Annotated in this window: 22 protein-coding genes and 1 pseudogene; 12 read left to right on the top strand and 11 right to left on the bottom strand. The window is 66.2% G+C overall.

What is annotated here, in order from left to right; translation table 11 throughout:
* Positions 1 to 9: 9 nt before the first annotated feature.
* From W7U_RS03585 to W7U_RS03570, 4 genes and pseudogenes are all read left to right on the top strand, one after another.
* A complete protein-coding gene (locus tag W7U_RS03585) occupies positions 10 to 1,218 on the top strand; it encodes a cytochrome P450 (RefSeq protein WP_008254970.1) in 1,209 nt (402 codons plus the stop codon).
* Positions 1,219 to 1,240: 22 nt separating this feature from the next.
* A complete protein-coding gene (locus W7U_RS03580; RefSeq protein WP_008254969.1) occupies positions 1,241 to 2,455 on the top strand; it encodes a CoA transferase in 1,215 nt (404 codons plus the stop codon).
* Positions 2,456 to 2,526: 71 nt separating this feature from the next.
* The gene (locus W7U_RS03575; protein WP_008254967.1) at positions 2,527 to 3,672 is read left to right on the top strand and encodes a thiolase family protein; all 1,146 of its coding nucleotides are present in this window, start codon (positions 2,527 to 2,529) and stop codon (positions 3,670 to 3,672) included.
* An 84-nt stretch (positions 3,673 to 3,756) separates the two neighbouring features.
* Positions 3,757 to 4,993 (top strand): annotated as a pseudogene (locus W7U_RS03570) (amidohydrolase family protein).
* Between the two features lie 12 nt (positions 4,994 to 5,005).
* Here the strand turns inward: W7U_RS03570 and W7U_RS03565 are convergent.
* The 6 genes from W7U_RS03565 to W7U_RS03540 are packed head-to-tail and all read right to left on the bottom strand — an operon-like array spanning position 5,006 to position 11,775.
* Positions 5,006 to 6,199: an acyl-CoA dehydrogenase family protein gene (locus tag W7U_RS03565; protein WP_008254965.1), complete on the bottom strand. Its 1,194-nt coding sequence runs from the start codon at positions 6,197 to 6,199 to the stop codon at positions 5,006 to 5,008.
* Positions 6,199 to 7,251, bottom strand: coding sequence for an acyl-CoA dehydrogenase family protein (locus W7U_RS03560; RefSeq protein ID WP_008254963.1), 1,053 nt, complete (start codon positions 7,249 to 7,251; stop codon positions 6,199 to 6,201). Before W7U_RS03560 ends, W7U_RS03565 begins: the two co-directional genes overlap by 1 nt.
* A 2-nt stretch (positions 7,252 to 7,253) precedes the next feature.
* A complete protein-coding gene (locus W7U_RS03555) occupies positions 7,254 to 8,084 on the bottom strand; it encodes an amidohydrolase family protein (RefSeq protein ID WP_008254960.1) in 831 nt (276 codons plus the stop codon).
* The gene (locus W7U_RS03550) at positions 8,081 to 9,706 is read right to left on the bottom strand and encodes an acyl-CoA synthetase (protein WP_008254958.1); all 1,626 of its coding nucleotides are present in this window, start codon (positions 9,704 to 9,706) and stop codon (positions 8,081 to 8,083) included. The genes W7U_RS03555 and W7U_RS03550 overlap by 4 nt, the downstream gene beginning before the upstream one ends.
* 22 nt (positions 9,707 to 9,728) lie before the next feature.
* Complete coding sequence (locus W7U_RS03545; protein WP_008254956.1) at positions 9,729 to 10,931, bottom strand: amidohydrolase family protein; 1,203 nt, start codon at positions 10,929 to 10,931, stop codon at positions 9,729 to 9,731.
* A gap of 19 nt (positions 10,932 to 10,950) precedes the next feature.
* A complete protein-coding gene (locus W7U_RS03540) occupies positions 10,951 to 11,775 on the bottom strand; it encodes an enoyl-CoA hydratase (protein WP_008254955.1) in 825 nt (274 codons plus the stop codon).
* Between the two features lie 262 nt (positions 11,776 to 12,037).
* On the opposite strand from W7U_RS03540, the gene W7U_RS03535 reads away from it, so the two are divergent.
* The gene (locus W7U_RS03535; protein ID WP_008254953.1) at positions 12,038 to 12,277 is read left to right on the top strand and encodes a CsbD family protein; all 240 of its coding nucleotides are present in this window, start codon (positions 12,038 to 12,040) and stop codon (positions 12,275 to 12,277) included.
* 62 nt (positions 12,278 to 12,339) lie between these two features.
* On the opposite strand, the gene W7U_RS03530 is transcribed toward W7U_RS03535, so the two are convergent.
* Together W7U_RS03530 and W7U_RS03525 are read right to left on the bottom strand one after the other, a co-directional pair.
* Positions 12,340 to 13,356, bottom strand: a complete 1,017-nt coding sequence (locus tag W7U_RS03530) for a dihydrodipicolinate synthase family protein (RefSeq protein ID WP_036428656.1) — start codon at positions 13,354 to 13,356, stop codon at positions 12,340 to 12,342.
* Between the two features lie 52 nt (positions 13,357 to 13,408).
* Entirely contained in the window at positions 13,409 to 14,206 is a 798-nt protein-coding gene (locus W7U_RS03525; RefSeq protein WP_008254948.1) for an SDR family oxidoreductase, read from the bottom strand.
* 192 nt (positions 14,207 to 14,398) lie between these two features.
* Between W7U_RS03525 and W7U_RS03520 the strand changes: the two genes are divergently transcribed.
* Complete coding sequence (locus W7U_RS03520; RefSeq protein ID WP_014379615.1) at positions 14,399 to 15,199, top strand: TetR family transcriptional regulator; 801 nt, start codon at positions 14,399 to 14,401, stop codon at positions 15,197 to 15,199.
* A gap of 18 nt (positions 15,200 to 15,217) precedes the next feature.
* On the opposite strand, the gene W7U_RS03515 is transcribed toward W7U_RS03520, so the two are convergent.
* Complete coding sequence (locus W7U_RS03515) at positions 15,218 to 16,114, bottom strand: enoyl-CoA hydratase/isomerase family protein (protein WP_008254944.1); 897 nt, start codon at positions 16,112 to 16,114, stop codon at positions 15,218 to 15,220.
* The gene (locus tag W7U_RS03510; protein WP_008254940.1) at positions 16,111 to 16,794 is read right to left on the bottom strand and encodes a hypothetical protein; all 684 of its coding nucleotides are present in this window, start codon (positions 16,792 to 16,794) and stop codon (positions 16,111 to 16,113) included. Before W7U_RS03510 ends, W7U_RS03515 begins: the two co-directional genes overlap by 4 nt.
* A 155-nt stretch (positions 16,795 to 16,949) precedes the next feature.
* Between W7U_RS03510 and W7U_RS03505 the strand changes: the two genes are divergently transcribed.
* The 6 genes from W7U_RS03505 to W7U_RS03480 all read left to right on the top strand — a co-directional run bounded on the left by W7U_RS03505 (position 16,950) and on the right by W7U_RS03480 (position 24,007).
* Entirely contained in the window at positions 16,950 to 17,771 is an 822-nt protein-coding gene (locus tag W7U_RS03505; RefSeq protein ID WP_008254938.1) for an enoyl-CoA hydratase-related protein, read from the top strand.
* 98 nt (positions 17,772 to 17,869) lie between these two features.
* Positions 17,870 to 18,682: an enoyl-CoA hydratase-related protein gene (locus W7U_RS03500; protein ID WP_008254937.1), complete on the top strand. Its 813-nt coding sequence runs from the start codon at positions 17,870 to 17,872 to the stop codon at positions 18,680 to 18,682.
* Between the two features lie 8 nt (positions 18,683 to 18,690).
* The gene (locus tag W7U_RS03495) at positions 18,691 to 19,485 is read left to right on the top strand and encodes an enoyl-CoA hydratase/isomerase family protein (protein WP_008254935.1); all 795 of its coding nucleotides are present in this window, start codon (positions 18,691 to 18,693) and stop codon (positions 19,483 to 19,485) included.
* Positions 19,485 to 20,954 carry an AMP-binding protein gene (locus tag W7U_RS03490; protein ID WP_008254933.1) on the top strand — a complete coding sequence of 490 codons (1,470 nt, stop codon included), beginning with the start codon at positions 19,485 to 19,487 and terminating at the stop codon, positions 20,952 to 20,954. The genes W7U_RS03495 and W7U_RS03490 overlap by 1 nt, the downstream gene beginning before the upstream one ends.
* Positions 20,944 to 22,485, top strand: a complete 1,542-nt coding sequence (locus W7U_RS03485) for a class I adenylate-forming enzyme family protein (protein WP_036428653.1) — start codon at positions 20,944 to 20,946, stop codon at positions 22,483 to 22,485. Before W7U_RS03490 ends, W7U_RS03485 begins: the two co-directional genes overlap by 11 nt.
* On the top strand, positions 22,478 to 24,007 hold the full coding sequence (locus W7U_RS03480; protein WP_008254929.1) for a class I adenylate-forming enzyme family protein: 1,530 nt from the start codon (positions 22,478 to 22,480) through the stop codon (positions 24,005 to 24,007). The genes W7U_RS03485 and W7U_RS03480 overlap by 8 nt, the downstream gene beginning before the upstream one ends.
* Here the strand turns inward: W7U_RS03480 and W7U_RS03475 are convergent.
* Positions 24,004 to 24,366 carry a hypothetical protein gene (locus tag W7U_RS03475; protein WP_008254928.1) on the bottom strand — a complete coding sequence of 121 codons (363 nt, stop codon included), beginning with the start codon at positions 24,364 to 24,366 and terminating at the stop codon, positions 24,004 to 24,006. The two genes, W7U_RS03480 and W7U_RS03475, sit on opposite strands and share 4 nt — an antisense overlap.
* Positions 24,367 to 24,371 lie beyond the last annotated feature (5 nt).

The raw sequence follows: 24,371 nt of genomic DNA, 5'->3' as shown, positions 1-24,371 counted from the left end.
AGAGCAGCCGTGGAAAGTCAGCTTCAGGATGCCGTCACCGGCGACAAGCCGGGCGACTACCTGCGCGACCCGTACCCCTACTTCGCGCGGAAGCGCAGCGAGGGCGGGGTTTTCCACGGCACCGTCATGGACTACTCCAAGACCCCCGAGTCGCTGCGACCCAAGCGGTCCTTCGCGGCGGTGTCCTTCGACGCGGTGAACAAGGCGTTTCGTGACGGCCGGGTGTTCAGTTCGGCGATGTACGACACCACCATCGGCCTGTTCATGGGGCCGACCATCCTGGCGATGGAGGGCAAAAAACACCGCGACCACCGCAACCTGGTGTCCGCGGCGTTCAAGTCCAAGGCCCTGGCCCGCTGGGAACCCACCGTCGTCCGGCCGATCTGCAACGCCCTCATCGACGAGTTCATCGACTCCGGCCGGGCCGATCTGGTCCGCCAATTCACCTTCGAGTTTCCCACCCGGGTCATCGCCACCCTGTTGGGTCTGCCGGCAGACGACCTGCCCATGTTTCACCGACGCGCGGTCGAACTGATCAGCTACGCCGTCAAATACGAACGCGCCTTCGAAGCGTCGGCGGCGTTGAAGGACTACTTCCTCGAGCAGATCGAAGCGCGCAGGGCCGAGCCGACCGAGGACATCATCGGCGACCTGGTCACCGCCGAGATCGACGGCGAAAAACTCAGCGACGAAGCCATCTACTCGTTCCTGCGCCTGCTGCTGCCCGCCGGGCTGGAAACCACCTATCGGTCCTCGGGCAACCTGCTGTTCCTGTTGCTCACCCACCCCGAGCAGCTCGCCGCGGTGCAGGCCGATCGCACCCTGATCGCACCGGCGATCGAGGAGGGCCTGCGCTTCGAGACGCCGTTGACCACGGTGCAGCGGTTCACCTCCGAAGACACCGAACTGGAAGGGGTCACGATCCCGGCCCGCTCGGTGGTCGACCTCTGCATCGGCTCGGCGAATCGCGACGGACACCGCTGGGAGCGCCCGGAAGAGTTCGACATCTTCCGTGCGCACGTGCCGCACATCTCGTTCGCCGCCGGGGAGCACACCTGCTTGGGTCTGCACCTCGCGCGCATGGAGACCCGGGTCGCGCTCGAATGCCTGCTGGATCGGGTGACCAACATCAAGCTGCTCACCGATGACGATCCGCATGTCCACGGTCAGCCGTTCCGTTCGCCGACCGCGCTTCCGGTTACGTTCGACGCGAAGTAGGGTCCCGGGAATGGTCAAGGTAATGCAGGGCTTTCGGGTCCTCGAGGTTGCGCAGTTCACGTTCGTCCCCGCCGCCGGCGCGATCCTCGCCGACTGGGGTGCCGACGTCATCAAGGTCGAGCATCCGGCGCGCGGCGATACTCAGCGTGGCTTCGTCAACATGGGTGGCTTCCAGCTCAATCCCGACCGGCATCCGCTGATAGAGCATCCCAATCGGGGCAAGCGCAGCGTCGGGATCGACGTCTCCACGCCGGGCGGTCAGGATGTGATCTACGAACTGGCCAAGTCCGCCGATGTGTTCCTGACCAACTACATGCCCGCGCAGCGGCAGAAGCACAAGTTCGACGTGGAGCACATCCGCGCGGTGAACCCGAACATCGTGTATGCGCGCGGCTCGGCCTACGGCGACAAGGGCGCCGAGCGTGACGTCGGGGGCTATGACGGGACGGCGTTCTGGACGCGCAGCGGGGTGGGGTACGCGCTGACCCCCGAGGAGTTGGGCGGTGCACTGGGACAGGGCATTCCCGCGTTCGGGGACTCCATTGGCGGCATGTTCATCGCCGGCGGCATCTCGGCCGCGCTGCTACACCGCGAGCGGACCGGCGAAGCGCTCGAGCTGGACGTGTCGTTGCTGAGCACGGCGTGGTGGGCGGCGGGCGCGAGCGTGACGCAGGGCATGGAAACCGGCGAGGTCATGCGCACCCCGATGCCCGGATCCGCGGCCGCATCGGTGAATCCCTTCCTGGGCAACTACTTAACCTCCGATGGTGGCACGATCAACCTGTGCATCGTCAGCCCGACGGGCTACATTCGCGACACCTTCGAGCACCTCGGCATCCCCGAGGCGGCCGACGATCCCCGTTTCTGCGACGTGCTGCCGTTGATCCAAAACGCCGACGCTGCCGCCGAGCTGATCGCAAAGGCCTTCGCCGGCAAGCCCTTCGACTACTGGCGACAGCACCTGAAAACGATGAAAGGCCAGTGGGCGCCGTTCCAGAGCCTCCTCGATCTGGCCGACGACGAGCAAGCCGTCGCCAACGACATGATCGTCGAAGTCGAGTCCAACGACGGCGGTGCACCATTCAAGGTCGTCCGCGGGCCGGTGCAGTTCAACCACGAACCGCTCGTCACCACCCGGGCCCCGCAAGCATCCGAGCACACCGAAATCGTCCTGATGGAACTCGGGATGGACTGGGACCGCATCGCCGAACTCAAAGACTCAGGAGCCATCGCATGAATGAGGAGCAGTGGCGCGCATGAATCGCGCCGACGACGATGCAGAACGAAGTGATGAGGAGGAGTGGCGCCATGAATGACGTCGCGATCATCGGCGTGGCCCTGCACCCCTTCGGTCGCTTCGAGGGCAAGTCCGCGATGGAGATGGGCGTCGACGCGATTCGGCTCGCGGTCGACGACGCGGGCGTGCAGTGGAAGGACATCCAGGCCGCCACCGGGGGCAGCTGGACCGTCGCCAACCCCGATGCCATCGTCGGCATGGTCGGGCTCTCGGGCATCCCCTTCACCAACGTGTTCAACGCCTGCGCAACTGCTGCCAGCGCCGCCAAGGCCTGCGCCGACGGAATCCGGTTGGGCGACTACGACATCGGAATTGCCGTCGGCCTGGACAAGCATCCACGCGGGGCGTTCACCGAGGACCCGGCCCTGGTCGGGATGCCACGCTGGTACGCCGAGAACGGTCAGTACCTCACCACCCAGTTCTTCGGCATGAAAGCCAACCGCTACCTGCACGAGCATGGCATCTCCCAGCAGACGCTGGCCAAGGTGGCGGCCAAGAACTTCCGCAACGGCGCGCGGAACCCCAACGCGTTTCGGCGCAAACCGATTCCCGAAGACGAGATCCTCAACTCGACGATGCTGAATTACCCGCTCACCCAGTACATGTTCTGTGCGCCCGACGAGGGCGCCGCCGCCGTGGTCATGTGCCGCGCCGACATCGCACACCGCTACACCGCCAAGCCGATCTTCCTGCGGGCGGTCGAGGTACGCACCCGTCGCTACGGCGCCTACGAGGTGAACACTACCTTCGCCCCGGTCGACGAGGACGTGGCGCCGACCGTGTATGCCGCGAAGGCCGCGTTCGAAAAGGCCGGTGTGGCACCGGAAGACGTCGACGTTATTCAGCTGCAGGACACCGACGCCGGGGCCGAGATCATCCACATGGCCGAATGCGGTTTCTGCGCCGACGGCGAGCAGGAGAAGCTGCTGGCCGACGGCGCCACCGAGATCACCGGCTCGATGCCGGTCAACACCGACGGCGGGCTGATCGCCAACGGCGAACCGATCGGGGCGTCGGGCCTGCGGCAAATTCACGAGCTGGTGCGCCAACTCCGCGGCGAAGCCGGCGATCGTCAGGTGGCCGGTGAACCACGCGTCGGATTCGCTCAGCTCTACGGTGCGCCCGGCACCGCCGCGGCCACCATCCTGACCACCTAGCGCGAGCAGACGCAGAATCGCACGATTCGCGTCTCGAACGTGCGATTCTGCGTCTGCTCGCGCAACGAAAGGGCACCTTTTCCGATGGCTCAATTCACCGGAGCGCCGATCTTCGACGCCGACCAGCACATGTACGAAACGCCCGAAGCGCTGACGAAATACCTTCCGGAAAGGTATTCGCGGGCCGTCCAATTCGCCCAGATCGGGCGGCAAACCCGCATCGTGATCAACAACAAGGTCAGTGACTTCATCCCCAACCCGACGTTCGAACGCGTCGCGGCCCCCGGCGCGCACGAGAAGTTCTTCGCCGGGGAAAACACCGAGGGCCTCACGTTGCGCGAGATGCAGGGACCGGCCATCGCGGCGCCGGCCGCGACCCGTAACCCGGTCGATCGGGTGGCCGAACTCGACCGCCAGGGTGTCGTCGAGGCGCTGAACTACCCCACGCTGGCCAGCCTGGTCGAGCACTCCTCGGCCGACGACCCCGAGCTCACACTGGCGATCATCCACGCGTTGAACCAGTGGATGGCCGAACACTGGACCTACAACTACGGCGACCGCGTCTTCTCCACACCCATCATCAACCAACTTGTCTGAGGTCGACGCCGCGCAGCGCGAACTGGACTACCTTCTGGCCAACGGCGTCCGCGCCGCGCTGATCAAACCGGGTCCCGTGAACGGCGTCCACGGCTGGCGGTCGCCGGCGCTGCCCGAATTCGACCCGTTCTGGCGCGACGTCGAGGCCGCGGGCCTGCCGATCGTGCTGCATGCCAGCTACCCTCCGCTGGACGATTACGTCGGCACGTGGGAACCGCCCCACACCCAGAATTTCATGGCCATGAGCGCATTTCGCTGGATGGTGCTGGGGCACCGCGAAATTGCCGACATGATCACCAGCCTGATCTGCCACGGGACCCTGACCCGGTTCCCGAAGCTGCGCATCGCCAGCGTCGAGAACGGCAGTTCGTGGATCTTCCCGTTGTTCAACGACTTTGAAGACCTATACAAGAAGATGCCACAGAACTTCCCGGAGCATCCCCACGACGTGTTCCGCCGCAACATCTGGGTGAGCCCGTTCTGGGAGGGTTGCGTGGCCGACGTCGTCGACACGGTGGGATGGGACCGAGTGCTGTTCGGCTCCGACTACCCGCACCCCGAAGGCCTCGCCGAACCCAAGGGCTTCTGGAAATACGCCGACAACATGGACGAGCGGCGCACCTATGACTTCATGGGCGACAACGCGCGCCGGTTCATGGGCCTGCCGATCGCCAACCCCGACCCGGACGCCGTCAACCCGCCCGCCCTCGCCGGCACAGGTTAAGCCCGCCGAGCGCTAGGAAGCCTTCTGCGCGACCGGCGCGTAGGCCGGCTTGCCCAGGCCCAGCACGTACTGCGCGATCATGTTGCGGAACACCTCGAGGGTGCCGCCGTAGATCCCGACCAGCGGCGCGAACCTGAACACGTACTCCGCGGCGCCGTCGTCGGCCGCGCCGTCGGTGCCGATCGGCAGCGCGGACGCCGTGCCGAGGATGTCCATCAGGTCCGGGGAGATGTCACGCATCGTCTGCGCGAGGGCGACACGGCCGAAAATGCTGGGCGCACTGAGCGCCGCTTCCATGCGCGCGGCGCTGCGCCCCAACCGGTACGCCACCGCCGCATCGTCAATGAGCCTGCGCCCGTTCGGATCCCGCTCTGACACCTTACCCGCGGCCTTGTCCAGCGCGTCGGCCATGAACCCGGCCTGGTGCATCATGATCGACACGTCCTGCAGCCCGTCGGGGGCGGCCGCCACCGCGCCGTGCTCGACGTTGAGCGGCTCGCGCAGCACCGTCCAGCCCGCGTTCACGTCGCCTAGCCGGTACTTGTCGTCGACGCGCACGTCGCTGTAGTAGACGATGTTGGTGCGATCGCCATCGACGGTGCGGATGCCCTGGATCTCGATGCCCGGGGAGTCCAGCGGGACCAGGAACATGGTAAGGCTCTTGTGCTTGGGGGCAGCCGGGTCCGTGTTGGTGATGAGGAAAACGTACCGGCAGTTGTGGGCACCGGTGGTAAACATCTTGGAGCCATTGATAATCCAGCCGTTCCCGTCCCGCACCGCGCGGGTCTTACAGGTGGCGATGTCGGATCCGCCTTCGGGTTCGGTGTAGCCCAGGCACAGCCGAACGTGCCCGCTGAAGACGCCCGGCAGCACCTCGTCCCGCAATTCGCTCGACCCGAACCGCGCGACCGAACGCGCCACCATGGCGGTGGTGCCCCAGGTCACCCAGGGCACGTGGGCACGCCGCTTCTCGAGTTCCCAGATGCGGCGATGCACGCGGCTGAAGCCGCCTTCGGCTTCCGGCTTCCATTCGCGTTCCAGGTATCCGGCGGCGCCCAGCGCCAGGTGCACCCCTTCGTCGAAGTTGTCGCCGGTCTCGCGGTCCCGGCGCTTGACGTCCTCGGTCACATGGGTGCGCAGGAATTCGCGCGCTTCGTCGAGGAAACGCCGATCGTCGTCGGACAGCGTGACACGTGAGAAATCCACTATGCGCCCTTCCTCGAGTTGCCTTCGCGCGCCGCGACGAGTTCGCCGATGTACTTCGCGCTGGCCCCGGGATCCCCGCCGGCCAGTGCCCAGCCGCGGGCACGCACAAGATAGGCCGTCGCGGCCGCCTCCGCCGAAACACCAAGACCGCCTTGCACATGCACCGCCATGGTCGCGGCCTTGGGCGCCTCTTCCGCCATGAACACGAACGCCGAGGGCGCCAACTCGGGGCGTTCGTCGGGCTCGTTGTCGAGGAACCAGGCCGCGCGCCGCGCCAGATTGCGGCCGGCCTGCACGGTGATGGCGATGTTGGCCAGTGGATGGGAGATGCCCTGCAGCGTCGAGATCGGCACGCCCAGCGTGTAGCGGGTCTTGGCGAACTCGGCGGCGATGGTCATGGTCTCTTCCACCAAGCCCACCAACGCGGCCGCCGACAGCACCCGCCACTCATCCAGCGCGCGTTGATATTCCGCCGCCGCGCCGGGGCCGCTGGCCAGGACGGTTCGGGTGTCGGCGGTGGCCGGATCCACCCAGGCCATCGGCAGCCGACCGATGTTGTCCACCTTCGCCGGACGGGTGCCGAAGCTCAGCGCGACGACGTCCTCGCCGTCGCGCACGACGATCTGGTCGGCGATCGACCCGGTGGGCAGCAGCCGCGCCCCGGAGGCGCTGTCGTGCTGGGGATCGAACGCGGCCAGTCGCGTGCCCTGGACCACATCGGGTTCGGCCGCGCCGAGTCGGGCCAGCAGGCGCGCGGCGCAGACCTGGTCGATCCACGGCACCGGCGCCAGCGACCGGCCGATCTCCTCGGCCACCAAACTCAGGTCGACGAGCGTCGCACCGTCTCCGCCCGCGGATTCCGGCACGGCCATCGTGGTTGCGCCCATGGCGCACAACCGCTCCCAGAGGTTCTTGTCGAAGCCGGTCTCCTCCGCGGCGCGCACGGTCTCGATCGGGCAATGCGTCTTGAAGAAATCGCGGTACGCGGCCTGCAACGCCTCGTGATCCGACGTCAGGCTGTAGTCGAGCCTACGTAGTTCGTAACGGTCCATACTCAGCGTTCCTCCTGGCCACTGAAGAAGAATTCCTGGGCGTTGTTGTAGAGATAGTTTTCGAGGACGTCGGCGGGCAAGTCCAGCGCGGCGGCCTCGGGCACGACGCGGTGCATTTTCAGGACGGGCCAGTCGGAACCGAAGATCACCTTGCCCTTACCGCGCGTCCGCATGTAGTGCAGCAGGCTCTCCGGTAACCGTTTCGGCGACCACGCCGACGTCATCAGGCGCAGGTTGGCGTATTTGATCAGCAGCCTGATCGCGATGTCCCACCAGGGATCCGCGCCGTGGATCATGCACAGTTTCAGTTCCGGGAACCGCACGCACACCCGGTCGAGGTGGATCGGATTTTGCACCTCCCCGGGGATGGGCGGCCCGGGGATGCCGGTGTTGATGCACAGCGGAAGCTCGAGCTCGGCGCATTTGGTGTAGAGCGGGTAGTAGACGGCGTCGCTGGGCGGGTATTGGCCGTCCCCCCAAAAGCTCGGCCCCACAGCCGCATACGCCACGGGCAGGTCGTTGACGACGGCAGTAAGTTCCCGCAGGGAGGGCATCGGCCGCAGCAGGTTCACCCCGCCCATGGCCAGGGCGAACCGCTCGGGCTTGTCCTCGACGAATTTGCGCGCCGTCACCGACGGCTTGGCGAGGTTGTCCATCAGGATGGCCTTGCGCACGCCGTGCGCGTCCATTTCGTCGAGCAACTCGGTCAGCTCGACGGGCGCGAACATGGACTCCGGCCCCTTGAAGTAGTCGTCACGCACCTTGAGCATCCAGGTCGGTTGCTTCTCGGTCTCGCCGAAGTGCACGTTGACCAGGCAATCGATTGCTTTCACGTGGACATCGGCGCCTTTGCTGTTGCGTGACGTTTCGCCCAACGGTAATCGGCCTTGCCGTTGCCCAAGCGTTGGACGTGCTCGACGAAGAGGAATTCCTTGGGCGCCTTGAACCGTGCCAGTTGCGTGGTGCACAGCGTGTGCAGCTCGTCTGCCGTCGCGGCGGCTTCCGACCGGAGTTCGACGAGGGCGACGAGTTCTTCTCCCCAGCGCTCGCTGGGGCGCCCGACTACCAGCGCGTCGGCGATCGCCGGGTGCGCGCGCAGCACCTCTTCGACTTCCTCGACGAAGACCTTCTCACCGCCGGTGTTGACCACCAGCGAGTCCCGGCCGAACAGCCGCAGGGTGCCGTCGGGCTCCAGCGCGGCGCGGTCGCCCGATATCACCACCCGCTTGCCGTCGATCTCGGGAAAGGTCTTGCGGGTTGCGTCGGGATCGTTGAAGTACCCCAACGGGATTCGTCCCTCCCTGGCGACCCAGCCCACCTCGGCCTCGCCTGGACGGAGAAAGCGGGTGTAGTCCTCGGAGAGGACCAGTCCACCCTCCCGCAGGGTGAACGTGTCGGTTTGCGTGTCGCGCCTGCTGTGACCGAATCCCATGTTCCCGGTCTCCGACGAGCCGTACCCGTTGATCACCGTGACCTGGGGGATCAACTCCACAAGGGCGCGTTGGTATTTCGGGTTCGTTGCGGCGCCGCCGGTGCCGATCGCGTACAGCGACGACAGGTCATAGGAGCCGCGGCGCAGTTCGGTCACCAGCGGCGCCGCGTAGGCGTCGCCGACCATGGTCATCAAGCCGACCTTCTCGCGCTGCGCCGTTTCGAGAACCGTTCGGGGGTCGAGCTTTTTGCCGGTGTCGTACATCACCACGGGCGTGCCGGCCATGATCGCCGAGAACGCCGTCCACATGCCGGCGGCGTGCATCAGCGGCGACACCGCGAACCACGGCGCCCCGGCCGCCCCGCGCACCTTGTCGTGAATCTCCTCAGCGCAGGCGTGGTCTGCCCCCACCATCGACGACACATAGATGTCGGACTGCCGCCACAGCACACCCTTGGGCCGGCCGGTCGTGCCGCCTGTGCAGATCATCAGCAGGTCGTCCGGCGACCCGACGACGCGCTGGTCGGTATCCCCTTGCGCCAGGGCGTCTTCCAGCGACACCGCACCCGGTAGGTGCGGGGCCTCGCTGCCGTCGTCGACCGCGATCAGCAAGTCCGCGCCCTCGCGGGCGAGGACGTCGGCGAACTGGGCGCCCAGCGCGCGGTGGTAGATGACCGCCCGGGGCTGTACGTAATCGAGAAGTTCACCGACCTCGCGCGGGGTGTAGTAGTAGTTGATGTTCACCGGGACGGTCCGGGCCTTGAGGCACCCGATGACCATGTCGGGGTACAGATCGTTGTGCATCACCAGCGCGACCCGGTCCTGCCCGCATTCCCAGTTCTGCAGTTCCGCCCGCTCCCGGTGCGCGCCGAATCCCTTGCTCGCCAGGAAGTTCGCCAGCCGGCGGGTGCGGTCCGCCGACTCGGCGAAGGTGCTTCGACGGTCGCCGCACACCGTCATCGTCCGGTCGCCAATGACGTCGGCGATCTCGTCGAGCACCGCCCCGATGGTCCATTCGCTCACGGAAGTAACCGCGCCCCGGTAATCAAGCAGCCGAACCGACTTGGACGCCTAGGAGGTCTAGGGCGTTGTCTCGCATGATCTTTCGAACATCGGACTCGCTGAAGCCCTTCAGCTCCTCGGCGAACGACACCGGCGATGCGAGTCCTTCCCCGTGCGGCCAGTCGGAACCGAACAGGATCTTGTCGACGCCGATGACCTCGGCCAGCTCCGGCAGATCGTCCTCGTAGTAGGGGGCGATCCACACGTTGTTGCGCAGCTGCTCCACCGGGTCCTCGGGGAAATACTGCGGCTGGGTGTTGGCCGCCTTCTTGAGGCGCTTGATCAGCCGATGCACGAAGTAGGACCCGTTTTCGATGCTGACCGCCTTGAGTTTCGGGTGGCGGGTGAACACGCCGTGCACGATCATCGAGGCCATGGTGTCGTGAATGGCCCGGTCGTCCAGCAGCACCTGATCCAGCGGATCCTTCGCGCCAAAGCCCTCGAAGGTCGATTTCCCGCCCCACAGCGCGGCGATCGCCAGGTAACCGCTGTCGGAGAGGTGGAATCCCACCGGCACTCCCGCTTCGGCCAGCCTGGCCCACACCGGATCGTGGCTGGGATCGCCCAGCGACCGCGGCTTGACCAGCCCGGGCACCGGCGCGGGCCGCACCAGGACCAGCTTGGCGCCGCGCGCCAACACGAACTCGACCTCTTCGACGGCTTTGACCGGATCGGCCAGCGAGATGATCGGGGCGGAGATGATGCGATGGTCCGGACGGTCGAAGCCCCAGTCCTCGTCGAGCCACAGGTTGAATGCGTGCACCGAGGCCATCGTCGCCTCGATGTCGTGTTTGAGCGCCTCCTCGACCCCGCACGCAAACGTCGGCAGCATGAACACCGTCTCGATGTCCTGGGTGTCCATCACCGCGATCCGGGCGTCGCGGTTCTGGTACTCCGGGTGCTCGGCGAGCCGCTCGACCTTCATCAACGAGGCCGGGTCGACGCCTTCCGGGATCTCGCCGCGGAACAACAGGTCGAGGCAGCCCGGCACGATGATCGGGTCGAAGGTGACGTTCGGGATGAAGTGGTTGATGCGGTCGCCCATCAAGGCCCAGCTGCGTTTGCCGTCGCTGACGATCTGGACACCGCGCCGTTTGAACCGCTTGTCCAAATGGCGGGTAAACGAATCCAACGGTTCGTAGTAGTGATTGTCGACGTCGATCGCTCGATAGTTCAGGGTGGTCATGATGTTCCTTTCCGGCTGGTTAGGTGGCCAATGGCGGGAACCGCGGTGGCCGCTTCTCCAGGAAGCTGGTGATGCCTTCGACAACGTCGGGCCGCAGCAGCGACTCGTGCATGAGTGTTTCGGCGCGGGCGCTGACATCGGCGACGTCGCGCAGCGCGTCGCCGTAGGCCTGCCGCTTGATGACCGCCAGCGACGCCGGTGAACAATTGCGCGCGATGTCGTCGGCGTATGCCAGGGCGCGCGACATCAGTTGTTCGGGCGCGACGACGTCCTTGACCAGTCCGAGTTCCGCGGCCTCCTCGGCGAAGAACGTGCGCCCGCTCAACAGCAAGTCCATCGCCGCGCCCCAGCCGGCGAGCCGCGGCAGGATCCAGGAGATGCCGTACTCGGCGATCAAGCCCCGCCGGGTGAACGCGGTGGCGAATTTGGCTCCGGCGGCCGCGAACCGGACGTCACACATCAGCGCGTGCGTCAGGCCGATCCCGACGCAGGCGCCGTTGACCGCGGCGATGATCGGCTTGCGCAGCTCGGTGAGGAAATGCGGGTGGCGGTCGCCGACCAGCTTGGTGACGTCGGTGTCGCCGTCGCCGAGTTTTTCGTCGATGGATCCCGCGCCACCCAGGTCCGCGCCGGCGCAGAATCCCGTGCCGGCACCGGTCAACACGATCACCCGCACCGCGGGGTCGGCTTCGGCGCGGTCGATGCTTGCGTAGAAGCCCCTCGAGATGTCGGGGCCCCAGGCGTTGAGGCGCTCGGGACGGTTGAAGGTCACGACCGCAACACCGGTTTCGGTGGTTTCATACAGCACCGCCTCATCGGTGACCACACGGTCGGCGGCGCCCATATGACCGTCCCCTCATAGCTGACCAACTGGCGAGTTTGTACCCATACTGTATACCTATCGGTACCGCATTCCACAACTGCGCCCACACCCCCGTGAACGGCGACTAAACAGCGATTTTGGGCGCTCGCTTGGCGCCGTGATCAACCCTAGGCCGAGGGGCGGCGACGGGATGTGGCGATCGACACGCTGACCCATGTTTGCGTCGACCCCGGGATCGGGAACGCGTAGAGGAGCCGATCATCACATGGGGGAAGGAGAGGCAATGGTTGACACCCAGAGCGGACCGGTCGAACTCGTCCGGGGCATCGTGGAAGACGTCCTCGGGAGGACCAAGCAGGTCATCGGCATCATCATCGGCCACAACGACCTGATCGAAGAGGGCAAGGCCCAACAGGACAAGGCGGATGCGCAGCGCAGCGCCGGGAAAAAGGAAGCCGCCGCCGAGAAGGCCCGCGGCAAGGCCAAGGCGTACGAGCAGCGTGAGCGGGCCGAACAGCAGTAAACGGTCGGTCTGAGCGAGCGGGCCCGGTTCTTCACCGGGCCCGCTTCGCGTGGTAATCCCTTCTACTGCAACATCGTTTGGATCAAACCCAGGCGCTGGTAGGCGTGCTCGATCTGGGCCTTCGCCTCCGCGGGTAATTTGGCCTGCGGCGGGCGGGAATGTGGATACGCGCCGATGGGCAACCCCAGCAGCGACGCGGCGTACTTGAACGCGCCGCCCCAGTGGGTGAAGTAGTCCGCCCGACCCGGATAGCACGTCCACCACGATCCGACGTCGAGGTCGAACTGATCCAACCCGGATTCGCGGGCGTAGTCCATGGCCTCGACGAGCTTGTCGCCCTGCACCAAATCCCAATACTCGGAGAACAATCGCCGCTCGGGCGTCTCGAACAGGTAGCCCGAGGTACCCAGCTGCGCCGGGCACACGATCCCGTCGCGCAGCCACCCCGCCCGGTACACCGTTTTGTCGCATTCCCACACGGCCAGACCGGGCGCCAGCTGATGAAGCATGCGGCTGGCCGCCGGCCGGAAGGCGCCCTCCTTGGTGGCGCACACCGCGGGCACCTCGTGGTAGATGCGTGCGCTCTCGGCGGGCGTCAACACGTAGCCCGAGGACGGCGAATTGAACATGCCCAGAGCGATATTCGTGCGCTCAGCCACGTATTGGAAAAAGCGGAGCACGCCTTCGCCGCCGTGAGCCTCCATCATCGGCGTCTGGATGTAGACGATGTCGGCGCCCGCTTCCTGGGCGTGCAGAGTCAGATCCAAACAGTCCTTCGCCGATATCGCCGCCGTGCAGGCCTGCACCACCACACCGGGATTGATGCTGCGCGCCTCCTCTACCGCAACCTCCAGCAGGCGTTTCCGCTCGTCGAGGGTCAGCGACCAGAATTCGGCAATGCCGCTGGTGCACCACAACATCGGGTGCCCGAGATCACCGACGCAGTAGCGCACCAGTGTCCGGTAGGCGTCCCAGTCGATGTCGTCGCCGTCGGTCCCGCAGAACGGGGTGTAGAGGGAGTCACCGATCCCCCGCAATGCGCCGGGCGCCCACGCGCGTGCCTCTGCTGCCGTAGCCACAGTCGACTCCTTCTGTCTGCCAATCGATTTCTTCGACCCACGGTCAGGGAAGTCAGGTGAAGTCCGAACCGCCGTCGACGTTGATGTTGGCTCCGGTCATGTAGGAGTTGCGGCGCGAGGCTAGAAACGCTGCGACCGGGCCGATTTCTTCGGGGAGGCCCGCCCGTGGCATGTGCGCGGGATGACCGAAATGCTTGCCGATGGCCTCCATCAGGGCATAGGGATCATGGCCGTCGACGCCGACCGAATTCGCCCAGCCGACCAGTGATTCCGATGCGATGCTGCCCGGCGATACCACGTTGACCAAGATCTCGTCCTTGGCCAGCAGCAGGGACAGGTTCTTCGACACGCTCGTCAGCATCGATTTCGCCGCCGTGTACGCGGGCAGCATGACACTTTGTCGCTGAGTCGAGTGCGCCGAGAAGTTCACGATCCGCGCCCACTGCGCCTTACGCAGCAGCGGTAGCGCCGCCCGCACACAGCGCACCATGCCCAGCACCCCGTCTTCTACCGACTGACGCCATTGGTCGTCGGTCAAATCCTCGAAGGTACCCGCGGCGCCCGGCCCCACCGTGATGACCAGAGCGTTGAGTTCGCCGCCCCAGCGCTGGGAAAGCTCACCGAAAGCCGTGCCGACGGCGGCGTCGTCGCCGATGTCGGCGACGAGCCCGAGGGCGTCCGGGCTACCCCGTTGCGTGAGATCGGTCACCGCGGAATCCAGCGCGTCACGGCTGCGCCCGACGACCGCTACCCGGGCCCCCTCGTCGGCAAGGCAGCGCGCGGTGGCCAAACCCATGCCGCGGCTACCGCCGACCACCACCGCGGCGGCGTTTGCCAGCCCTAGATCCATTGCTTGACCCGCAGCTCTAACCTGGCCATTTTCGCCTGTCCAGCCGATTTACCAAAAAGCCTACGATAGGTATTACAGTAGCAGAGGGAAATTACGACACGAAAGCGTATACGCAGGTCAGTACCGAAGAGCCGGTAAATTCGATTTTACCGGCAACACGGCCGGCAGACCTCATGCACGAAACAGATTTTGATGGAGGTGCCCGTAGTGGCAAAACAGGCAACCGCCGATAAGCGTCAGCGACGCGAGCGCGGGTCCATCAATCCCGACGACATCATCAGCGGCGCATTCGAACTCGCCGAGGAGGTGTCGATCGACAACCTGAGCATGCCGCTGCTCGGCAAACATCTCGGCGTGGGTGTGACGAGCATCTACTGGTACTTCCGCAAGAAGGACGACCTGCTCAACGCGATGACTGACCGCGCCCTGAGCAAGTATGTGTTCGCCACTCCCTATGTCGAAGCCAGCGACTGGCGTGAAACCCTGCGCAACCACGCGCGCTTGATGCGTAAGACGTTCATGGGCAACCCAATTCTGTGCGACCTGATTCTGATTCGCGCGGCACTGTCTCCGAAAGCGGCACGGATGGGCGCACAGGAGATGGAGAAGGCAGTTTCCAATCTGGTGGAGGCCGGCTTGTCGCCGGAGGACGCGTTCGACACCTATTCGGCGGTTTCGGTTCACGTCCGCGGATCAGTGGTGCTGCAACGGCTGTACGAAAAAAACCAGTCGTCGGATATCGGACCCCGCGCCATCGAGGACGCCGTTGCCATCGACCCCGAAAAGACCCCGCTCCTTTCCCAAGTCACCCGAATCGGGCACCGCATCGGCGCCCCGGACGAGACCAATTTCGAGTACGGCCTCACCTGCATCCTCGATCACGCCAGCAGGCTGATCGACGAGAGCAACGCAGCCAAAGGCAAGGCGGGGGCGAGCCGCCAGCGCAAGTCGTCGACCGCGCGAGGTCGGTCCAAGGCGCCGGCGAATCGCTGACCTAACCGAAACCGCTTGTCACGCCTCGGGTTCGGGCACGTGGAAGTGCTCGTCGCGTAGCCGGAAGGCCTCCCTGGCGCCGTGCTGGGCGCGGGTCTTGACGAAGTTGAATTCGCCCGGCCCGAACTGCAGGTTGGTGCCGAAGGCGTGGAACAGGTAGCTGGCGACCTCCTCGCCCTGATACGCCTGGCTCTGCTCGACAAGCCGGAACGCCTCCTTGGCGATGACGACCCCGTCGGCCGGCATCTTCGCCGCCTTCTCGGCCCAGTAGCGCGCCCGGGCGGTCACCGCGCCGGGATCGCAGGTGTCCGTGAAGATTCCGAGATGTTCGATCGCGCCCGCCTCGATGATGTCACCGGTCAACAGCAGGCGCCGCGCCAGCACCGGCCCGAGCCGGTGGAAGAACATGTGCAAACTGCCCAGCGCTGGGCCCAGGAAGCGGGTTGCCGGCATGCCGATCTTGGTGTCCCGCGCGATGACGGAGATATCGGTCATCAGGGCCATCTCGAAGCCGCCACCCAGCGCGTAGCCGGCGATCTCCCCCACCGTGACCTTGGGGAAACCCATGAAATTGTGATAGAAGCCAAAAGACTTGCGGTCCACGGCAAGTCGGCGACGCTGACTCGGGCGACGCTTGGCTGCCGCATCGTCGGACGCCTTGGCCTTGTCGCCGTACCAGCCGTACGCATTGTTCATGTCGGCCCCGGTGGAGAAGACGCCCTCGGCTCCGCGCAACAACACCACCGTGAGGTCGTCGTCATCGGCCACCCGGTCCAGGCAACGGGCGACGGCCTCGCGCATGCTGGCGTCATACGAGTTCCGCTGTTGGGGATTGTTCAGCGTGACCGTCGCGATGCGCCGGCCTTGATCGATGTCGAAGAGCACGCGATCGTCAGAGGTGCTCGAAGCGGTCATTTGTCGGACTCCTTTCGGCGCCTGCCGAACCGCGATCCGGCAAGCTTCTCGGGCCGTGACGCCAACGTGTTGACCTCGCCCGTACACAGCACTTCGTCGTCGAGCCACAGTCGCGCGGTCGACGTGATACCCCGTTCGCTTTCCGAGCGCGCGATGTCGAATCGCAGCTCGGTCAACACCGGTGTCGGTCTGCGGAACGTCACGGCCAAGGACCGGGTCTTGCCGGAAAGGCCGGTGACGCAATTGTGGTGCTGGATCACGCAGTCGAAGAAGACGCCCAGGAATCCGCCGTGCACCAGTCCCGGTGGCCCTTCGTAGATCACCGGGAATTCGACTCCTCCCGTTGCCTTCTCGGCATCGAATTCGGTGAACCGGTACTCGGGGAAACACGGGTTGTAGGCGCCGATGTCGGTGGCGTGATTGAGGTAGACGCGCCGGGGATCGTCGGGCAGTTCGCCGATGCGCGGTGAGTTGTCCGCCGGCGCGGCGGCCGACAACTCGCGCTCCCACTCGGTGAACTTCTCCAACATGGCATCCACCGCCGGGTGCGGATGTTCCAGCGACACCAGGAGTGAGCTCAGGCGGCGCATGGCGGAGGCGGCGGCCACGGTCTGGTCAAGCGGCGCCTCGCCGAATCTGGCATCGTCGTCGGCGCGACCATCGGCGCCACTCCTCCTCATCGCTTACGCTCTGCATCGTCGTCGGCGCGGGCCATGATTCTCTCTTTCACCTGGGTAGTTTCGCAGGCAGCGTATCCTTGCTAACTTATACAGCGTATCAATCGTATTGCCTACTGTATGGGTAACCGTATCGGCGGAGAAAGGCCGGATCGACGGTGAGTCAAGGGGCCGGCGCGGCCGGAGCCGAGGGGCCGGTAACAGTGCACCGAGACGGTGCGGTGTTACGGGTGACGCTTGATCGCCCATCCCGGCGTAATTCGTTGACGCAGTTGATGATCGGGACTCTGGTCGAGTCGCTGACGGCTGCCGCGTCCGACGACTCGCTGCGCGCCGTGCACATCCGCGGAGCCGGAGACGATTTCTGCGCCGGCTCCGACTGGGTGGCCGCCAACGATCCCGGCGGCCAACGTCCCCGCACCGGTGATCTGGTGCGCCGGGTTCCCCATGCCGCTCACCGCGTGATCGAACTCGTCGCCGGCATTCAGCTGCCGGTGGTGTGTAGCGTGCGCGGGTGGGCCGTGGGATTCGGTTGCAATCTCGCCTTGGCCGCTGACTTCACCGTGGCCGCCGACGACGCGGTGTTCTGGGAGCCGTTCCTCGACCGCGGGTTCAGCCCGGACTCGGGGTCCACCTGGCTGGTGCCGCGGCTCGTCGGCCTTGCACGGGCCCGGCGGATGCTGCTGCTCGGTGAGAAGGTGAGCGGGAACGACGCGGCCGACTGGGGGCTCATTCACCAGTCGGTGAGCGGTTCCGACCTCGACCGCGCCGCCGAGGAACTGGTTGCCCGGCTGGCCTCCGGTCCGACGGCGGCGATCGGGCTGGCCAAGCAGGCCATGAACTTCGGACAGCATGCGACGCTGGGCCAGTCGCTGAACCAGGAGTTGTTCAATCTGGAGTTATCTTGCCGGACAGGTGATTTCAAAGAGGGCTTGGAGGCCTTCCGGCAGCGGCGGGATCCGGACTTTCGTGGACGCTAGCTCTCGGGCGTCGAGCGTGGGACCTACGCACGGGAACCGCCTCGAATTCGTCCATACGCCCCACACTCGACGTTCTCTGCAAAGCGAAGGGATGACCGATGCCCACTGATTCGTTCGACACCATCAAGTACGAGGTCGACGGGCACACCGCGACGATCACCCTCAATCGCCCGGACGCCCTCAATGCGCTCAGCCCGCACATGATCACCGAACTGCGGGCCGCCTACGACGAGGCCGAAAACGACGACAACGTCTGGCTGACCATCGTCACGGGCACCGGCCGGGCGTTCTGCACCGGCGCCGACGTCAAGGAGATCCCCGAAGACGGCAAGGTGATCTACGAGCGGCCGTACCTGTCTACGTATGACCAGTGGGAGGCTCCGCAGGAGGGCACGCCGCCCTTTCGCACCACGGCCAAGCCGGTGCTGACCGCGGTGAACGGAATCTGTTGTGGCGCCGGTATGGATTGGGTCACCACGACAGACATCGTCATCGCCTCCGAGCAGGCAACCTTTTTCGATCCGCACGTCAGCATCGGACTGGTGGCCGGCCGCGAACTGGTTCGGGTATCCCGCGTGCTACCCCGCTCGATCGCCCTGCGAATGGCCCTGATGGGCAAGCACGAGCGGATGAGCGCGGAGCGCGCCTATGAGCTGGGACTGATCAGCGAGGTCGTCGAGCACGACCGCCTGCTGGACCGGGCCCACGAGATCGCCGACATCGTCAATTCCAATGCGCCCCTGGCCGTCCGGGGTACCCGCCTGGCGATCATCAAGGGCCTGAATGTGCCGCTGCACGAGGCGGAGATACTCGCCGAAACATTCCGTGAGCGGGTGCTGCGGACCGAGGACGCGGCCGAAGGGCCCAAGGCTTTCGTCGAGAAGCGCAAGCCGAATTGGCAATGCCGGTGAACAAGCCGATGAGTTTCGAAACCATCCTGCTCGAGGTCGACGCCACCGATCACGTCGCCACCATCACACTGAACCGGCCCGAGCAGCTGAACGCGTTCAACCGCACCATGTGTGAGGAGATGGCCCGCGCCTGGCACGCGGTCAAACTCGACGAGTCCGTGCACGCGGTGGTGCTGCGCGCCGCCGGCGACCGGGCGTTCAGCGCGGGACTGGACATCAAGACGCCCTACGGGCAGCCCGAAAACATCTGGAATCACGAAGATCCCGGCGAATCCCTGAGTCCTAAATGGCAGAAAATGTGGAAGCCGGTGGTCTGCGCGGTCCAGGGGATGTGCACCGCCGGCGCGTTCTACTTCATCAACGAATCCGACGTGGTCATCTGCTCGGAAGACGCCACGTTCTTCGACTCCCACGTGTCGGCCGGCCTGGTTTGCGCGCTGGAGCCGATCGGCCTGATGCGCCGCGTTGGCCTCGGCGAGACGCTGCGCATCGCCCTGATGGGCAACGACGAGCGGGTCAGCGCCGACACCGCGCTGCGCATCGGATTGGTCTCCGAGGTCGTCGCTTCCGGCCAGCTCTGGGACCGCGCCCACGAGATCGCGGCGACCATCGCCGCCAAGCCGCCAACGGCGACTCAGGGCACGGTCAAAGCGATTTGGGAGTCGCTGGACAAGCCGTATCGCGCCGCGCTGGAACAGGGCCTCATCTACACCCGGCTGGGAAACCCGCTGGGCACCGCGGAGCTGGCCGCGCAGAAGACTCCCGGCGACGGGGCCACCAAACGCACACCGAAGATCCGCTGATGCCGCGTCACCCGCTCATCCAACGCATCGCCGATGTGCTCGACCTCGAACCAGACTCACGCGCCATCGAGTATGGCGGCCAATGGATCTCGTGGGAGCAGGTCGGCACCCTGGCGAAGCGCATCGCTGGCCTGACCGCCGGCGCCGAGGTCGGGATGCTGCTGCGCAACCGGCCGGGGCACGTGGCTGCGTTTCTCGGTGTGCTGCTGGGCGGCGGAACCGTGGTGGTCGTCAACCCGTCGCGCGGCGACGAGCGCACCAAGGCCGATGTCGCGAGGCTGCAGCTTCGGTTGATCGTCGGCGAGCGCGACGATCTGACGGCGCTGGTGACGCCGGGCACCCCGACGGTCGCGATCTCGGGACCGGCCGACGACGTCGACGTGTCCGGGCAACCTGGCGCCGAGCCGGGCCCGTCGACCGGTGTCGCGGTGCGAATGTTGACCAGCGGCACGACGGGCCCGCCCAAGCGAATCGACCTGACCTACGACATGTTGGCGCGCAGCGTGATGGGCTCCGAACCCGACCGCGCGCCGGCACCCACCGAGCTGCGGCGCGGCGTCGCCATCGTGAACTCGCCGCTGGTGCACATCGGCGGGGTATTCCGCGTGCTGCAATGCATCGCCGAGGCCAGGCCGTTCGTGCTGTTGGAGCGATTTGAGCTGAACGCATGGGTCGAGGCGGTGCGCACCCACCGGCCCCGCGCCGTATCGCTGGTACCGGCGGCCCTGCGCACGGTCTTGCACTCGGACGTGTCGCCGGCCGACCTGGACAGCGTCCGGGCCGTCACCTGCGGCACGGCGCCGCTGTCGGCCGACGATGCCGATGCCTTCACCGATAAGTACGGCATCCCGGTGCTGACCTCCTATGCCGCAACCGAGTTCGGGGGCGGCGTGGCGGGCTGGACCCTTCCCGACCATCAGCGGTACTGGCGAGCCAAACGAGGCAGCGTCGGACGGGCCAATCCGGGCGCTCAGCTCAGGGTGGTAGCCGACGACGGAACACCGCTCGGCCCAGACGAAGTCGGCCTGCTGGAGGTCAAGCCGGGCCAGCTGGGACCGGCCGCGCAATGGATGCGAACCACGGACATGGCACGCATCGACGCCGACGGGTTCCTCTGGATTGTCGGCCGCGCCGACCAGGCGATCATCCGCGGCGGCTTCAAAGTGATGCCCGACGACGTTCGCGCCGCGCTGGAGAGCCACCCCGCGGTGGCCGGCGCGGCGGTCATCGCCCGGCCCGACGAGCGGCTCGGAGAGACGCCGGTCGCCATGGTCGAACTGCGCGAGCCGGGTGCGGCCGACGCCGACGCGCTGGTGGTGCATCTGCGAGAGCGCTTGGCGCGCTACGAGATTCCTACTGAGATCGCGATCGTCGACGCCATTCCGCGAACGCCGTCGGGCAAACCCGATCTCGGCGCGATCCAGGAACACTTCCGCGAGCTCGCGGCGCCGCGCAACCATGCGCGCTGATCCTGTGACGGTCGCCGCGACGTTGCGACACCAGGCCCGGGCGCGCGGGGATCACCCGCTGCTGGTCTGCGACGGCGACCGCATCGGATACGCCGAAGCCGATCACCGGTCGGCGGAGCTCGCCCGCGGGCTGATGGCCCTCGGCGCCGGTAAGGGAACCCATGTGGGTCTCCTGCACCCGAACGGAACCGACTTCGTCGTCGGCATGCTGGCGGCGGCGCGAATCGGTGCCGTGGTGGTCCCGTTCTCCACGTTCGTCACCGCCCGGGAACTGCGCGAGCAGCTGGTCGACAGCGACGTCCAAATTCTGCTGAGCGCCGGGTCTTTTCGATCTCACGACTATGTGCAGCGACTGTCCGAGGTGATTCCGCGGGCCGACCTCGATTTCGGCGACCGCTTGTTTTGCGCCGCGGTGCCGCAGCTGCGCCACGTGGCGTTTGCGCACGACGCGGTGCGCGCGCTGGCCGGCAGCGTCGACGCGGCGCTGCTGCGGGCGAGCGAAGACGTTGTCTACGACTGCGATCCGCTGGCGATCGTCTACACGTCCGGGTCAACCAGTGCCCCCAAAGGGGTGGTGCATACGCATGGCGCACTGCTCGGACATCAGCGGAACCTCAACGCGATCCGCGGCCTGACCGCTTCGGACAAGCTGTTCTGCAATTCGCCGTTCTTCTGGATCGGCGGGTTCGCGTTCGGCCTGTTGGCCACCCTGGTGGCCGGATCAACCCTGGTCTGCTCCAACGCCATCGACGCCGGGGCCACGCTCGACCTGTTGGAGGCCGAAAGACCCACCATGACCAACGGGTTCGCGGCCGGCATCGCTCACCTCGCCGAGCACCCCAGCCACAACGCGCGTGATCTGTCGTCGATGCGGCGCGGCAACCTCTACCCGATCATGGCCCCCGACACCCGACCCGCCGACCCGGAGCTGCGGCACAACATGCTCGGGATGACCGAGGCCGGTAGTGTCGTCCTGATCAGCGAGGACGAATCCGACCAACCCGAGACGCGGCGGGGATCATTCGGCAAGCCCGCGCCCGGCTTCGAGACGATGATCGTCGATCAGGACGCCACCGGAGTCGGTGAACTCTGCATCCGCGGACCGTACGTGATGCAGGGCTACTACAAGCGCTCTCGCGAGGAGTGCTTCGACGCCGACGGCTGGTTTCACACCGGCGATCTGGTGCGCACCGACGACGACGGATTCGTCTACTTCGTCGGCAGGCTCAGCGCGATGGTCAAGACGGCGGGCGCCAACGTCTCGGCGGCCGAGGTCGAGCAGGCGATCACCCGGGTCACCGGCGCCGAGGCTTACGTGGTGGGCGTCCCCGATACCCAACGGGGAGAGCTGGTCGCGGCGGTGGTCGTGCAGCCGGATTTCGACGAGTCGGCCGTGCGGGAACGGCTCAAGGCGGAGCTGTCGTCGTACAAGATTCCCAAACGGTTTCTCTCCCTGTCCCGCGCCGATGTCCCGCTGTTGTCCAGCGGCAAGGTCGACACGCGGCGCCTGAGAAAGCTTTTCGATGCCTAGCACCATCGACCAACTGGTGCGGTTTCGGGCCCGGCACGACGCGGATACACCGATGGTGATCGATCCCACGTCGCGGCTCAGCTACCGCGAACTCGACTCCACCACAAGGGAACTGGCGGCCGTGTTTGTGGAAGCGGGCGTGCGCAAGGGCTCCCGGGTCGGGTTGATCATGCCCAACGGCACCCGCTGGGTACAGATCGCCGTCGCCCTGACACGCATCGGCGCCGTCCTGGTGCCGCTGAGCACGCTGCTGCAGGCCGGCGAACTCGTCGCGCAATTGCGGGTCGCCGCCGTCCAGTTCCTGGTGAGCGTCGAGGAGTTCCGCGGCCACCGCTACCTCGACGACCTCAAGGCGGTGCCCGAGTCCGAAATTCCGGCGTTGCAACAGGTTTGGTCGACCGATCAGCTCGACAGCGCCCCCGCGAGTGACCGGGCCCGCCGGATCATCGATGCCATGACCGAAACGGTCACCCCCGCCGACGCGCTGGTCATCATGTTCACCTCGGGCAGCAGCGGATCTCCCAAGGGCGTCCTGCACTCCCACGGCAACGCGCTGGGCGCCGTGCAATCGGGGCTGGCCGCGCGCTGCATCACCGGCGAAACGCGCCTGTATCTGCCGATGCCGTTCTTCTGGGTGGGCGGGTTCGGCAGCGGAATCTTGTCCGTCCTGCTGGCCGGCGCCACCCTGGTGACCGAAGAGATGCCCCGGCCCGAAACCACGCTGAGACTGCTGGAGCGCGAACGGGTCACCCTGTTTCGTGGCTGGCCCGATCAGGCCGAGGCGCTTGCGCGGCACGCCGGCTCGGTCGGCGTGGATCTCTCGGCGCTGCGACCCGGCAGCCTGGAAGCCCTGTTGCCGCCCGAGCAGCGCGCTCGGCCCGGGGCGCGCGCGACGCTGTTCGGCATGACCGAGGCATTCGGGCCGTATTGCGGCTACCCCGCCGACACGGACATGCCCGCCACGGCGTGGGGCAGCTGCGGAAAGCCGTTTCCCGGCATGGAAGTCCGCATCGTGGACCCCGAAAGCGGTATGCCCGTCGCGACGGGAACCGCCGGCATGATCCAGATCCGTGGACCGCACACGCTGCGGGGCATCTGCGGGCGCCGGCGCGAAGAGCTCTTCACCCCCGACGGCTTCTATTCGACCGGTGACCTCGGCCACCTCGACGAGCAGGGATTCCTGTTCTACCACGGGCGATCCGACGACATGTTCAAGGTCAGCGGAGCGACCGTCTATCCCAGCGAGGTCGAGCGCGCGCTGCGCACCATTGACGGGGTCGACCACGCCTTTGTCACCAGCGTGCCCGGCGCCGCGGGCGAACGGGTCGGCGCGGCGGTGGTATGCGACGACGCGCTCACCCGCGACCAACTTCATGCGTCGGCGCGAAAGTTGCTGAGCGCCTTCAAGGTACCCACGGTGTGGCTGTTGCTGGACTCCGACGACGACGTTCCGCGCGGCGGCACCGGGAAGGTCGACGTCCGCCGGCTGCGGCAGATGTTGATCGACGCGAATCAGCCTTAGGGGACCCGCGTCCAGGGTTGACAATTCTGCGACTCGAAGGCCTTGACCGCGGAATTGATGTTCGCGTACATCGGCCCGATGGAGGTATTCGTCTGCAGCACATGGTCCTTGTTCGCATCCGGCGTGCTGTAGGTGAACCACGAACACATCGAGTCCTGGGTCGGCACATTGTTTATCCACACGCCGAAGGCCGAACCCGAGCCGCCGGTGTGGTAGAGGCCCGGCGCGATATCGGGCCCGACGACAAACACGCCGTTGCCGGGGATCGGGTCGATTTGGTCGGCGCGGGCCGGCGCGGCGAGGGTGAGGCCTGTCAGCGTTGCAACGAATAGGGCCGATGCGCGAAGCGTTGCGGGCATCTTGT

Source organism: Mycobacterium sp. H4Y (genome assembly GCF_000364405.1).
Taxonomy (GTDB): domain Bacteria; phylum Actinomycetota; class Actinomycetes; order Mycobacteriales; family Mycobacteriaceae; genus Mycobacterium; species Mycobacterium intracellulare.
This window is presented reverse-complemented; position numbering and strand designations above follow the sequence as displayed.

Coding starts and splice junctions, on each gene's coding strand:
- W7U_RS03580 (WP_008254969.1), top strand. CDS start 1,241: ATGCAGGGCTTTCGGGTCCTCGAGGTTGCGCAGTTCACGTTCGTCCCC.
- W7U_RS03575 (WP_008254967.1), top strand. CDS start 2,527: ATGAATGACGTCGCGATCATCGGCGTGGCCCTGCACCCCTTCGGTCGC.
- W7U_RS03560 (WP_008254963.1), bottom strand. CDS start 7,251: ATGGACCGTTACGAACTACGTAGGCTCGACTACAGCCTGACGTCGGAT.
- W7U_RS03545 (WP_008254956.1), bottom strand. CDS start 10,931: ATGACCACCCTGAACTATCGAGCGATCGACGTCGACAATCACTACTAC.
- W7U_RS03540 (WP_008254955.1), bottom strand. CDS start 11,775: ATGGGCGCCGCCGACCGTGTGGTCACCGATGAGGCGGTGCTGTATGAA.
- W7U_RS03535 (WP_008254953.1), top strand. CDS start 12,038: ATGGTTGACACCCAGAGCGGACCGGTCGAACTCGTCCGGGGCATCGTG.
- W7U_RS03525 (WP_008254948.1), bottom strand. CDS start 14,206: ATGGATCTAGGGCTGGCAAACGCCGCCGCGGTGGTGGTCGGCGGTAGC.
- W7U_RS03520 (WP_014379615.1), top strand. CDS start 14,399: ATGGAGGTGCCCGTAGTGGCAAAACAGGCAACCGCCGATAAGCGTCAG.
- W7U_RS03515 (WP_008254944.1), bottom strand. CDS start 16,114: ATGACCGCTTCGAGCACCTCTGACGATCGCGTGCTCTTCGACATCGAT.
- W7U_RS03510 (WP_008254940.1), bottom strand. CDS start 16,794: ATGAGGAGGAGTGGCGCCGATGGTCGCGCCGACGACGATGCCAGATTC.
- W7U_RS03500 (WP_008254937.1), top strand. CDS start 17,870: ATGCCCACTGATTCGTTCGACACCATCAAGTACGAGGTCGACGGGCAC.
- W7U_RS03495 (WP_008254935.1), top strand. CDS start 18,691: ATGAGTTTCGAAACCATCCTGCTCGAGGTCGACGCCACCGATCACGTC.
- W7U_RS03490 (WP_008254933.1), top strand. CDS start 19,485: ATGCCGCGTCACCCGCTCATCCAACGCATCGCCGATGTGCTCGACCTC.
- W7U_RS03485 (WP_036428653.1), top strand. CDS start 20,944: ATGCGCGCTGATCCTGTGACGGTCGCCGCGACGTTGCGACACCAGGCC.
- W7U_RS03480 (WP_008254929.1), top strand. CDS start 22,478: ATGCCTAGCACCATCGACCAACTGGTGCGGTTTCGGGCCCGGCACGAC.
- W7U_RS03475 (WP_008254928.1), bottom strand. CDS start 24,366: ATGCCCGCAACGCTTCGCGCATCGGCCCTATTCGTTGCAACGCTGACA.